The 12,552-nt window shown below is 47.7% G+C and carries 12 protein-coding genes; 8 read left to right on the top strand and 4 right to left on the bottom strand.

The annotated features are described in order from the left end of the window. Positions 1-18: 18 nt before the first annotated feature. The 5 genes from JG725_RS06885 (at position 19) to JG725_RS06865 (ending at position 4,917) form a co-directional block, all read left to right on the top strand. Positions 19-1,134, top strand: coding sequence for a hypothetical protein (locus JG725_RS06885; protein ID WP_199377351.1), 1,116 nt, complete (start codon positions 19-21; stop codon positions 1,132-1,134). A gap of 15 nt (positions 1,135-1,149) precedes the next feature. Further along, positions 1,150-2,049 carry a rhamnosyltransferase gene (locus JG725_RS06880; protein WP_199377349.1) on the top strand — a complete coding sequence of 300 codons (900 nt, stop codon included), beginning with the start codon at positions 1,150-1,152 and terminating at the stop codon, positions 2,047-2,049. A gap of 16 nt (positions 2,050-2,065) precedes the next feature. Continuing rightward, a complete protein-coding gene (locus JG725_RS06875) occupies positions 2,066-3,187 on the top strand; it encodes a glycosyltransferase family 4 protein (RefSeq protein WP_199377347.1) in 1,122 nt (373 codons plus the stop codon). 85 nt (positions 3,188-3,272) lie between these two features. Then, positions 3,273-3,833, top strand: coding sequence for a DedA family protein (locus JG725_RS06870; protein WP_199377346.1), 561 nt, complete (start codon positions 3,273-3,275; stop codon positions 3,831-3,833). Positions 3,834-4,014: 181 nt separating this feature from the next. Further along, positions 4,015-4,917, top strand: a complete 903-nt coding sequence (locus tag JG725_RS06865) for a sugar phosphate nucleotidyltransferase (protein ID WP_199377344.1) — start codon at positions 4,015-4,017, stop codon at positions 4,915-4,917. A gap of 206 nt (positions 4,918-5,123) precedes the next feature. Here the strand turns inward: JG725_RS06865 and JG725_RS06860 are convergent, their stop codons facing one another. Continuing rightward, the gene (locus tag JG725_RS06860; RefSeq protein ID WP_199377342.1) at positions 5,124-5,489 is read right to left on the bottom strand and encodes a DUF4751 family protein; all 366 of its coding nucleotides are present in this window, start codon (positions 5,487-5,489) and stop codon (positions 5,124-5,126) included. 113 nt (positions 5,490-5,602) lie between these two features. After that, entirely contained in the window at positions 5,603-6,544 is a 942-nt protein-coding gene (locus JG725_RS06855; RefSeq protein WP_199377340.1) for an omptin family outer membrane protease, read from the bottom strand. A 540-nt stretch (positions 6,545-7,084) separates the two neighbouring features. On the opposite strand from JG725_RS06855, the gene JG725_RS06850 reads away from it, so the two are divergent. The 3 genes from JG725_RS06850 (at position 7,085) to JG725_RS06840 (ending at position 10,543) form a co-directional block, all read left to right on the top strand. Continuing rightward, the gene (locus JG725_RS06850) at positions 7,085-8,536 is read left to right on the top strand and encodes a M20 family metallo-hydrolase (protein ID WP_199377337.1); all 1,452 of its coding nucleotides are present in this window, start codon (positions 7,085-7,087) and stop codon (positions 8,534-8,536) included. 234 nt (positions 8,537-8,770) lie between these two features. After that, positions 8,771-10,177 carry an NADP-dependent phosphogluconate dehydrogenase gene (gene gndA / locus JG725_RS06845; RefSeq protein WP_199377335.1) on the top strand — a complete coding sequence of 469 codons (1,407 nt, stop codon included), beginning with the start codon at positions 8,771-8,773 and terminating at the stop codon, positions 10,175-10,177. 201 nt (positions 10,178-10,378) lie between these two features. Further along, positions 10,379-10,543: a hypothetical protein gene (locus JG725_RS06840; protein ID WP_199377334.1), complete on the top strand. Its 165-nt coding sequence runs from the start codon at positions 10,379-10,381 to the stop codon at positions 10,541-10,543. A 70-nt stretch (positions 10,544-10,613) separates the two neighbouring features. On the opposite strand, the gene JG725_RS06835 is transcribed toward JG725_RS06840, so the two are convergent. Both JG725_RS06835 and cobD read right to left on the bottom strand, forming a co-directional pair. Beyond that, complete coding sequence (locus JG725_RS06835) at positions 10,614-11,474, bottom strand: GHMP kinase (RefSeq protein ID WP_199377332.1); 861 nt, start codon at positions 11,472-11,474, stop codon at positions 10,614-10,616. Further along, the gene (gene cobD, locus JG725_RS06830) at positions 11,467-12,540 is read right to left on the bottom strand and encodes a threonine-phosphate decarboxylase CobD (protein ID WP_199377330.1); all 1,074 of its coding nucleotides are present in this window, start codon (positions 12,538-12,540) and stop codon (positions 11,467-11,469) included. The genes JG725_RS06835 and cobD overlap by 8 nt, the downstream gene beginning before the upstream one ends. Positions 12,541-12,552 lie beyond the last annotated feature (12 nt).

Below are 12,552 nucleotides of genomic sequence, written 5' to 3'. Positions count from 1 at the left end.
ATTTTTTGGGATAGGGTAATGGCCATCTTTCTAGTTGTTTTCGTTCTTTTTTCTTTTATTATTGATTCTGGTGGCCCGCTTGGGATAAGGATGCTGGCTCTTGGTTTAGCCATCCTGGGGGCAGGTTATAACTTTTTCCGAAAAAAAGCAGGTAAAATCGATCTAAATTTCTTCCTTGCCATATTCCTTCTTCTTATTTTTTCAGTGTTAGGGTTTCTTTCGTCAGCATTAAATGGAATAACGCTCAGTGCCGCTTATATTTGGATACTTCCTGTAATATCAGTGCCTATTTTTTATCTCTTTTTTACAGGTTTTAAATCTGAAGATCTCATATCTGGTGTCGTTGGTACCGGCTGGGCTTTTTCTGCTGTTATTATATTTACGTTTCTATCATTATATTTTTATGGTGAGGGTTCGGTAACTTTAATTGAAGCTTATGAGTTCCCTGGTTGGTTTTATATAAGACCAGATGGTTATCCTCAGGTTTATTTTCAAGCAACACTTGTGCTGGTTTTGATAACGATATATTCATATTTTAAAGATTATAAGAAATCTGCATATTTCTTTTGTTTTATTTTGTTACTTTGTTTATCAAGGTTTGGATTTTCAACATCCTTTGCGTTTATATTATTAGGTGCTACTGGGGCTCTTTTATTTATTAGGAAATATATTGCAAGAATTTTTATTCTTCAGAGCTTTATTTTTATAGTCATTTGTTTAATTCTTTATCTACAGGTCGGTATGGATTATGTCATGGATGGAAGTGGATTTCATATAAGACAAGGCCATCTTATTTCCATATTTAATTCTATGAGTATAGAAAATTTAATTATTGGCATGGGTCCAGGTTCTGAAGTCTATTCAATTGGGTTTGAGAAATTCACTGATAATATTGAAATAAGTCAGTTGGAACTAATCAGGAAGTATGGACTTTTAGGCTATTTTGTATATTCTTTTGCTTTTTTCTTTCTATTGATGACATTGGTTAAGAAAAATAAGTTTCCAGAAGTTTATGCCCTATATGGTTTTTATATCGCCTCATATTCTAACCCCGTTTTACTGTCTTTCTCTTTTTCCGTTTTTGCTGGTTGTTTCCTAGCAACAAAAAATAGAACTATATCATATCCAAAATAATGGCGTTTATAATATATGACTTATACTGTTGTAGCTATCTTAGTCACTTATAATCCTGTTTTAACTGAATTACAGGAATCATTGCATTCTATAAAAAAACAAGTTGATAAAATTATCATTATTGATAATGCCTCTTCAAACTCAACTGCATTATCAGAGCTTGTAAAAAAAAATCTTGATAGTGCGGAACTGATTTTGTCACCATTAAACATTGGATTATCGGCAGCTCAAAATCTGGGTATTGATTACGCTTATCAGCATGAGGCGACACATATTATTCTGTTTGATCAAGATAGCTTAATTGAGGATGATTTTATAAAATCGCTTCTAACGGCTGAGGATTTGTTAATTTCCCAGGGACAAAAAGTTGCGGCAGTTGGTCCGGCTTTTTTTGATGCGGTTTCTCATGAGCCTTATCCGGCAACGGTATATATTGGACCGTTTATAAAAAAAATACCCACAAAAAATATAACCGAAGCTACGTTCATTATTGCGTCTGGTTGCCTTATTAGCATGAAGGTAATTGACAAAGTCGGAAAAATGAAAGATGAACTGTTTATCGATTATATTGATATAGAATGGTCATTGCGCGCTAAGAACTTGGGTTATAAGGTTTTTATTGTACCAGATGCAAAAATGGCCCACAGCATCGGTGACAGAAGAATGTCAATTATGGGAAGAAATGTTTCTGTGCATAGTCCTCTAAGGAGATATTATCTTATTAGAAACAGCTTTTATCTTATGAGACTTAATTACGTGCCTATAGGATATAAATTGAGAGAGGCTGTGTTTAACCTTCTTCGTTTTGTTGTTTCGATAATCAGTTCTGGCCAAAAGAAAGAATATATAAAATATGGGTTTTGGGGGCTTCGAGATGGTTTGAAAGGCAAGTTCGGGCCATTGGAAAGAAAATGATTTTTAAGTGATATATATGAAAAAGATTGTACATGTACAGGTGATTCCCAAGCTGTCGGGAGTTCAACAGGTTAGTCTTGATATTTTGTCTAACTTGCCAGACATCTATGATAAATACATTATTTTTGGCGGTGGTTATAATCCCAGTGATGAGTTTATTAGAAAATTTGAGAGCCAGGATGTAAAAATAATTTTTGTGCCATCTTTAAAGCGTGAAATCGGCTATTTGGATGTAAAGGCTTTCTGTGAACTATTTAAAATTTTCAGAGAATATAAGTTCGATATTGTACATACAAACTCTACTAAGCCAGGAATTGTCGCGAGATTTGCAGCAAAATTAGCCGGCTGTCGCTATGTTATCCACTCCGTACATGGAATCGCCTATCATAAATTTGAAAAAAAGCATAAGAGAATATTTTATTATTTGGTTGAGTTCTTTTTCAGCTTCTTTTCGGACGTGCTCGTTAGTGTGAATCGGCACTATCTAAAATATTATCCGTTTGTAAGAAACAAGTTGTGTATTCATAATGCCGTTACGCTTAGGCCAGCGACGGTTGATTTAATTTCCGTCAGTACATTGCGAAAAGATAAATTACGTATTGGTTTCATGGGTAGGCTTGATCCACAAAAAGATCCGCTAACGCTTTTGCAAGCCTTGAAGTTTGGTTTAGAAACTAATTTATTTACTCGACAGGATGTTACTTTGACAATGGCTGGAGAGGGGGAGTTAAGTGCTCAATGTATGCGTTTTGTTGAAGAAAATAATCTCATGGATGTGGTTAACTTTAGAGATTGGATATTTGACAAAGAAAACTTTTACTCCCATATAGATGTTTTTTGCTTGCCATCTATTTATGAAGCATTTGGTTTAGTGTTGGGAGAGGCTGCTGTATTTGGTGTTCCCAGTATTGCTACTAATGTTGAAGGAGTTCCAGAGGTAATTACCGATGATGAATCGGGTTTTCTGGTCGATGCAAAAGATTATCAGGCTCTGGCAGAAAAGATCGGCATTTATGTAACCGATGATGCTTTGCGAGTAAAACATGGACTGAATGCGAGGCGTAAGGTCATGTCAGCGTTTAAGCTAGATGACATGATAGCGAAATATGAAGCTTTATATAGTCGTAAAAGTAAGTAAGCTCAGATTTGTATAGGGATTTATTTGTCCCCCTGATATTTTCCGGATTCTGATTGTTTGTTGTACAAAAACACAAGGCATAACTATGTCCGATCTGCCCCATTACATTTCTCAATTCGGTTACTGGGCGCTGTTTATCGGCTGTCTGGCGGAAGGGGAAACCATTACTCTGCTGGGCGGCATTGCGGCGCATAACGGATTGCTGCACTGGCCGTGGGTAATTACGGTGGTGGCGGTTGGCGGCACATTGGGCGATCAATTACTCTATTTTTCCGGCCGCCGCTACGGCGATCGGGTTATCTCGCGTTTGCAGGGTCAGCAAAAACGCATCGCCCGCGCCCAGGGGCTGATTGCCCGTCATCCGATGCTGTTCGTTATCGGCGTGCGCTTTATGTATGGTTTTCGCATCATCGGTCCGGCGCTGATCGGCGCCAGTCATCTGCCGCCTTCGCGCTTTGTACCGCTCAATATCCTCGGCGCCATACTCTGGGCTTCTCTATTCGTTATGCTCGGTTATTTTGGCGGCCAGGCGATTGAAAACTTTATTAGCGTCTTCGATAAAAAACTCTCCGCCTTACTGTTTGTGGTGCTGGTCATTGCCGTCATCCTGTTGCTGCGCTACTGGTGGCGCCACCGTGCCGTTTGATAAAGGCGACTCATCTCCCTTTGGGCGGCGGTAGACGCCGGCACCAGAATTGTCCGATGTCGCGGAAAAAATCCATCCCTGCGATCGCTTTGCGCAAGATTAGGTGTAATCTTAATGTCATGCGTGACACAGCAGTTACTGTGTTACCAAGTGAAAATAACCCGATGAAGAGAATCCATTCATGACACCATTGAAAGCCGTTATCCCTGTTGCTGGTTTAGGGATGAATCTGTTGCCGGTGACCAAAGCGATCCCGAAAGAAATGTTGCCGTTGGTCGATCGTCCGGTAATTGAAAAAATCGTTAACGAGTGTGCCAATGCGGGTATCAAGGATATTGTGCTGGTTACCCATGCCTCTAAAAACGCGATTGAAAACCACTTTGATACCTCGTTTGAGCTTGAGTCCCTGTTGGAGGAGCGGGCCAAGCGGCAACTGCTGGCGGAAGTTCAGGCCATCTGCCCGAAAGGCGTGACCATCATGAACGTGCGGCAGGGTGAAACGCTGGGCTTGGGCCATGCGATTGCCTGTGCGAAACCCATTATTGGCGACTCCCCGTTTGTGGTGGTGTTGCCGGACGTGGTGCTGGATGAGAATACCGCCGATCAGACCAAAGACAATCTGGCGTTGCTGATTTCGCGTTTTGAACAGACGGGGCGCAGCCAGGTATTGGTAAAACACCGCCCTTATGAAGCCCTGCCGGAGTATTCCGTGGTTGAATGTGAAAAGCCGCTGGTCAATGCGGGTGATGCTTCAGCCATTACCTCGATGATCGAGAAGCCGGAAGCGCCTTCTGCGGCGGGTTCGGACCTTTCGGCGGTCGGCCGCTATGTATTGACCGCGGATGCCTGGCCGCTGTTGGCGAAAGCCGTACCCGGCGCCTGGGGGCGCATTCAGCTTACCGACGTTATTGCCGAGCTAATCCCCACTCAGCAGGTTGATGCGGTACAGATGGCGGGTAAAAACTTTAACTGCGGTCGTAAGCTAGGTTATGCGCAGGCGTTTATCACCTATGGTTTGCGCAACCCGGATTTCGGGGCGGAATTCAAAGAAAGCATTAAGGCACTGTTAGCAAAGCAGGCCTGATCCGCGCTCTCCGCATAGCGTTTGTCGCGTAGACCCTTCCGCCATTGTTATTTCCGCATTCCCCCTGTGCAGGCGAGAATCTCTCCTGCATAGGGATTGCCATCCGATGCCGCTTTAGCCATGCTCACCTCTACTCATCGCAACGATTAAAGGAGACGCCGTCTGGCGTCTCCTTTATATCGCTTATCTGCATTTAATCATGGTTTCTATTCATCAAACCATTCGGCAAAACTACCTTCATAAGCTTTGTTATCGCCACTGATATAAGCGATGTTGCTATCTGAATGACCTTTGGCAATATCTCCATTGGGGGAGTGAAAGAAGACATAATCTTTAATCGTGGCCTGCCATTGCGTGCCGTCGGCGGTAATATAATTGATTATGGTGTCCTTATGGCCTTCGGCTTTCTTCCCCTGATGCCAGTGGAAAAAAGCATTTCCATTGTCGACGACTTCTGCAAACCACAGATTGGTATCGTTCCAGGATTTATAGGCTATAAATTTACTTGCCGTTTTTACCGTTCTGTCCGATAAAAGCTGGTTCACGAAAACAGGCTTGGTATATTTTCCCATTGCAATTACCCCACATGATATGTGAATGATCCACGTTTTCGGCGACTTTCCCAGTCGCCGCTTTACTGCAACTCGAAATCTATTGTTTGATTTATTAACACTGCTAATAGCGGCTAGAATATATATTTCACGCCTAAAGATAATGTGTAATATTTATTATCCATCCCGTTCCAGTCACCATCGAGATACTCAGTTTCTCCTTCTTCTCGCCATTCCATACCGCCTCTGGCTTCCTCATAACGATTGTAGGAGGCTTCCGCATAAATTTTTGTTTTTGGATAAATATAATAACCGGCGCTAACGGTAGCGGAGAGGTAGCGGGCATTATTTCCCTGAGTACGTATGGTCAAGTCCCTGGCATAGTGTTCATCATTGCTTTTCCCTTCGACCCAATCGCTGAATTTTATCAGGCCGCCAAGTTCGAAATCCTGAAAGCGCCATAAACCAATTAGTCCGATATAAGGCATGCTGTATTTTTGCTGGTAGCCGATTATCTTGTAGCCGTTGGGGTAGGTGAAAATATCCTGGCCGTTATCGTAGTTGAACTCGCCGCCGTACGCCGACCAGCTAAAGGCGGTTCTCTGGTAGCCGAAAGTCGCGCCGACTTTGTAATCAGGGGCTTTGACCAGCCAGCCAATGATATTCACATCAATTTCATTGGCATAATTTAAATCGGTTTTGGCGTGATGGCTCCAGTCCGACCAGCCTGATTGACTGTCGTCAATCCAGTCATAATTGTCCATGGTGCCGTCGCCAGAGGAAAGCGTGGTCCAGCCGCGCAGGCCTGCGCTAAGGCGGGGCAGAATATCGTAATTCAGGTCGGCTTTCAGAATAGCCGCGCTGTTGATTTTCCAGTCCAGTTCACTGGCTTTTTTCCCGCCGTTATCTGGATGATAAACCGATTCCTGAGACTCTCCGGATAAAAAACCCAGTGCAATACCCCCGGTTAATTTATCCTGATAAAAGCGCCGGTTCTTTTCATTCGTATCCGCGGCGGCATATGCGCTAACCATCAGTCCGCCAGTCAGGCTGATAATGGCGAGTGTTTTTTTCATTTTTTTATTCCTGTGCCAGTGTAGTTATTTAATGTGACAACCGTGTAATAAAATCCGGATGATCTATATCCGGGAAATAAAAGGATAAAATAATATAGCTATGGGAAGGAAAATATTATCCTCCCTGATTTTTTGGCGTGCTGCCTACTGTAATATTTTCAGATTAACAAAATAGAATAATATTCCTATCGCCTTTTGTCTGATTTAATATTCACCCCCCTAGATGTAATACATTTATTTTTATCTGAAGAGAATACGCGGCCAGACAGGGAGCGGCAGCAAACAACGTGTAGGTGCGAAGCAAAAAGATAATGCTGATAAGTGAGGATGTTCACCCCATTGGGTTTACATAACCTGTTGTTTTATCGATAAAGTATGATCTCCGCATGAGACCCTCACCCCCCTGGTGATAAAAATAGCCGGCTGGCGGGGGGTGAGACTAATTTTATATTTACACTGTGACTTGATCACGGTAAACATTCCTCTGCACAGGTAATTGATATAGTAGAAACATTTCCTCATTCAGCGATGGTCGCTCTTATGCATAAGTTGTTACAGGCTTTGGATGAAAAAGAAGGCAGGGTGATTGAACTCCATCGTGAACTGGTCTGCCGCCCGGCGATTAATCCGGAGCATGGTGGTGAGGGTGAGGAAGTTAAAGCGCGGTGGATAGAAAGCTGGCTGTATCATAATGGCCTGTGCCGGGTACAGCGCATGGACTCGCTGGATATCCGGGCACATAAAAAGCTGCGGCCTAATCTGGTGGCGCACTATTTACCGCCCAGTTGTAAACAAACGCTATGGATTGTGACCCATATGGATGTCGCGGCCAGCGGTCCGCTGGAAAATTGGGTCAGCGATCCTTTTACGCTGCGGGTTGACGGGGACAGGCTATATGGCCGGGGGGTAGAAGATAATAATCAGGGCATTGTCTCCGCTTTATTACTGCTGGAAACAATAAAACAATTAAATATCTCTTCCCCGATGGGAGTGGGCGTAATATTCACCAGCGCCGGTCTTACCGACTACACCAAAGGTATCGGCCATATTCTGAATAAAAGCCCTAATCTGTTTCGCCCGCAGGATCTGATTGTGGTGCCGGATTATGGCAACGAAACCGGCAGTATTATCGAGATTGGGGAAAAACGTAATGCCTGGGTGCGTATTGATGCGCGAGGAAGAGAATATCATGCCGGTTTTAGCGAGGGGCCAAACTGTTTTGAAGCGGCGGCCTTGTTTATTTCTCGCCTGAAGCATATTCGCAAGCGCTACGCCTGTCCGGATCCTTTTTTTATTCCTCCCACCTCCACCATCACGCCAACGCATGCGGAAACAAACTGCACCGGATTAAATCACGTCCCGGCGAATTTTATTTTTTATCTGGATATTCGTCTGATGCCGAATTGCGAGCTTGAACAGGTGATGCAGGAATTGCAACAGTTGGCGGTGTTTATCGAGAAAAGAGAGAAGGTTTCTTTTGCCTTCGAATATGTGGAAATTACCCCGGACGCTCCCGTCACCTCCATTAATGCCCCGGTGATCCGCACGCTTTCCGACGCCATAGTGAAAGAGCTTAATGTGACGCCTCGTCTGGTGGGCGTTGGCGGCGTGACCATGGTTTCCGTTATCCGCTCGTTGGGGTTGCCTGTGGCGGTATGGGGGATTCAGCAATCCGCTAAAAATCAGACTAACGAAAGTATCAGCATGAAAGCTCAACTGGCCCAGACGCGCGTATTTGCCCGCATGCTCTATGCTCCGTTGCTGAAAGATCAGCCCGTTGTCTGCCGGGAGCGGGTGAACGACGGCGCCAGAAAGATCACGCCTGCCGAGCAGGCCGTCGCCACCCTGGTGGGGGTTGGCATAAATAACGAGCAAATTGGTGAACAGCTTAATTTGAGTGTGAACACCGTGCGTACGCATCTGAAGAATTTGTACCGTAAAACGGGCGCCCGCAACCGGCGCGAACTGCAACGATTGTTTATTCTGAAATAGTGAGGCGGTCGGCATTTTCCGTGATTCCCGCAGGCTCCTGCCCGCGCGGGGAGGGATCGGTGTCTAAAATGTGTGGAAGGGCCTCCATAGTATAGAGGGTAAGATCGCCAGGGGCGGCTATCAAACCAATCACTATTCACCTGCGCTAAGCTGAGTTACCATGTGGGCCTGCTTTTATTGCCTGCGGGTATAAGCCGTAGCAGGCAGGTTATCCTTCAGACAGGAGTTGCTTTAATGTCCAAACAGCAAATTGGCGTTGTTGGTATGGCGGTGATGGGGCGCAATCTGGCGCTGAATATCGAAAGCCGTGGCTATAGCGTTTCCATTTTTAACCGTTCTTCAGACAAAACTGACGAAGTGATTGCAGAAAATCCGGGTAAACAATTGGTGCCTTGTTATACCGTTGAAGAGTTCGTCGGCTCCCTGGAAAAACCGCGTCGGATTCTCCTGATGGTTAAAGCTGGAGAAGCGACCGATAAAACCATTGAGTCTCTGAAGCCGTACCTGGATAAGGGCGATATCCTGATTGACGGTGGCAACACCTATTATAAAGACACGATCCGTCGTAATCGCGAGCTGTCCGCGCAAGGGTTCAATTTCATCGGCACCGGCGTTTCCGGTGGTGAAGAGGGCGCGCTGAAAGGGCCTTCCATCATGCCTGGCGGTCAGAAAGAAGCGTATGAGCTGGTTGCGCCGATTCTGGAAAAAATCGCCGCTCGCGCCGAAGGTGAAGCCTGTGTCGCCTATATCGGCGCCGATGGCGCCGGTCACTATGTAAAAATGGTGCACAACGGTATTGAATACGGCGATATGCAACTGATTGCCGAGGCCTATGCGCTGTTGAAGCAGGCCCTGAGTCTGGGTAATGAAGAGCTGGCCGCCACTTTCTCCGAGTGGAATAAAGGCGAACTGAGCAGCTATCTGATCGAAATTACCGCCGACATCTTCACCAAGAAAGATGAAGACGGTAAATACCTGGTGGATGTGATTCTGGATGAAGCGGCGAACAAAGGCACCGGTAAGTGGACCAGCCAAAGTTCGCTGGATCTGGGCGAACCGCTGTCGTTGATCACTGAATCCGTGTTTGCCCGTTACCTGTCATCGCTGAAAGCGCAACGCGTCGCCGCCTCCAAAGTGCTGAGCGGGCCGAAGGCTAAACCGTTCGATGGCGATAAAGCGGAATTCGTTGAGAAAGTTCGCCGGGCGCTGTATCTGGGGAAAATTGTCTCTTATGCGCAGGGCTTCTCTCAGTTGAAAGCGGCATCTGAAGAAAACAACTGGGATCTTAACTACGGTGAGATCGCCAAAATTTTCCGTGCGGGTTGCATTATTCGCGCCCAGTTCCTGCAAACCATCACCGATGCCTACGCACAGCAAGCGGATATCGCCAACCTGCTGCTGGCGCCGTATTTCAAGCAGGTTGCCGACGAGTACCAGCAGGCGCTGCGCGATGTGGTGGCGTATGCCGTTCAGCATGGTATCCCGACGCCGACCTTCTCTGCCGCTATCGCTTATTACGATAGCTACCGTTCCGCGGTATTACCCGCTAACCTGATTCAGGCGCAGCGCGATTACTTCGGCGCGCACACTTATAAACGTACCGACAAAGAAGGGGTATTCCATACCGAATGGTTGGAATAAGTTGTTACGTATAAGCCTCTGAGCAAAGAACGCCAGCGATTCAAACCCGCTGGCGTTTTTTTATGGTTTTTTCGTGCAAAGAATAAGTAAGCGAGTGTAACCAATGATTTATAAGGATCTTTTCAGGAAGATTCCGCATTGTTTGCCGATTCGCTCCCCTCTATGCTTCGCCTGTGAAGTCCCATTAATACAGAGGTAAACATGAGTCGTATTTTTAAAATCATCGGGGTGATTACATTAGTTACCGCATTAAGCGGTTGTCTGTTTCCGCCTCCGGGCGGCGGTCATGGTGGCGGCGGTGGTGGCGGCGGCGGCCCACACGGTGGCTTCCAGGGAATGCATGGCGGCCAGCCGGGCCCGCGTTAATTTCCATCCGCAATGACATTTATCTTTTCACAGGCAGGTTTCCCTGCCTGTTTCGATTATTAGCATATTTTTACCGCACGCCACCGGCGATCATCGGCAGCAGATACTGATTAGGGTAATGCCGCAATATTCCTTTTTGATATAGCTGTCGGCTTAGTTTTTCCACATCATGATGATGACGATCCAGCAATAGCCCTACCACGCTGCCGCTGTGCGCCACGTTCAAACCATAAATGCCGCTGCTTTCAACCAGGTCGAGCAGATCAATAAAGGCCGGCTTGATCAGCATACGCTGACTGGCGCGGGCGCTGAGGGTGCAGGCTTCTCCCAGCTTGACGGGATCCCCGGTTTTCGCCGCCGCGCGGAACAAGCGCCAGGCGCGTTCCAGCGCATCGGCGTTGTCCAGTAATGCCTGCCGACGGTCGAGGCGATGGTAATCCGCTGTGTTCAGGGTTTGCGGACTTTCCAGCAGTAAAATATCCATCGTTGGCTGCCAGTCGCAGGAAATCGTTGTACCGGCGGTTTGATGATCAAACAGCGTGAGTTGACGAAACAGGGTGCTGTCGGTGGGTTCCAGTTGAACACAGAGTGCGGCAAGCGCGGCTTCATCCAGCGTTGCGCCAAGATGGCGGGCGGTAGCCTGCGCGGTGGCGGCAATATCCGCGGTGCTGCTGGCCATCCCTTTGGCGACCGGGATGGTGGAGGTGAAGTCAATGTGCAGGCCATAAGCGGTATCCGGCGGCAGCCCGAAGTGCGCGACCACGGTTTCCAGCATCCGCCGCATCTGCGGACGTTCGGTTACGCCGGGTTGCCCATCCGTCACCGAGACCTCGCTGAACCAGTCCACCGGGCAGGAGATCAGCTTCTCACCGCCCAGAATCCATCCCTGAAGCAGTTCGCCGCAGGAGGCGGGACAGCGGGCGTCAGCCATGACCGAATACCTGATGCAGCGCGGCAACTAACCGCTGGTTATCCGCCTCGCTTTTGATGGCGACCCGGTAATGGTTGGCGGTGAGGCCGGGGTAATTGGCGCAGGCGCGGATAAGAATGCGTTGTTCCAGCAACGCTTGCTGGAGATCGGTTTGCGGGCGTAGGCAGCGCAGGAAAATATAGTTGGCTGTCGGCTGCCAGACCTGTAATTCCGGCATGGCGGCCAGCGCCTGATAAAACCAGCGCCGTGCCTGATAAAGCCAGCGGTGAGTGGCGTCGATATAAGCCCGATCGTCCAGCATGATTTCACCGGCCAGCGCCGCGAACGCGTTAATCGTCCAGGGTTCCCGCGACTGCTTCATGGCCCGGATAGCCGCCCGATCGGCGCTGACCAAATAGCCGAGGCGCAGACCGGGGATGGCGAAAAACTTGGTTAGCGATCTCAGGATATAAAGCTGTGGAAAGGCGGATAGCTGGGGAATCAGCCCCGGCGCATCGGGTAAAAAATCGATAAAAGCCTCATCGACGATCAGCGCCGTATGGCGCTGGCGACAGCGCTCAACAATGGCCTGCAACAGCACGCTGTCGGGCATCAGCCCAGTAGGATTATTGGGGGTGGCGATAAACAGACAGTCGTAGCGAGTGTTGTCCAGCGCGGTCAACAGTCGGGCATCGGGCTGAAAACCGTCCTCTGCCGACATCCTATAGTCATCGATCTGGCAGCCGACGCGCAGCAGGGCGCGGCGATATTCGGCAAACCCCGGCGTTAACAGCAGCGCCCGCCGTGGCTGGAGGTATTGCGCCACGGCATAAATCAGTTCGGTGGCGCCGTTGCCGGCGATAAGATTATCCGCTGAACAGCCGTGCGCACGGGCCAGGGCGGCATGAAGCTCGCGGTACTCCACATCGGGATAACGTTCTGCCCGCCCAAGCTGGCTGACGATAGCCGTTTTTAGCGACGCGGGCATACCCAACGGATTGATGTTGGCGCTGAAGTCGATAATGTCATCGGCGTTCACGCCGATTTTCGCCGCCATTTCCAGCACATTGCCGCCATGTTCGCTCATGATGTCCTGATT

It is taken from the genome of Brenneria sp. L3-3C-1 (assembly GCF_016456245.1).
Taxonomy (GTDB): domain Bacteria; phylum Pseudomonadota; class Gammaproteobacteria; order Enterobacterales; family Enterobacteriaceae; genus Brenneria.
The sequence above is the reverse complement of the archived record's forward strand: the minus strand, read 5'-3'. Positions and strand labels throughout refer to the sequence as shown.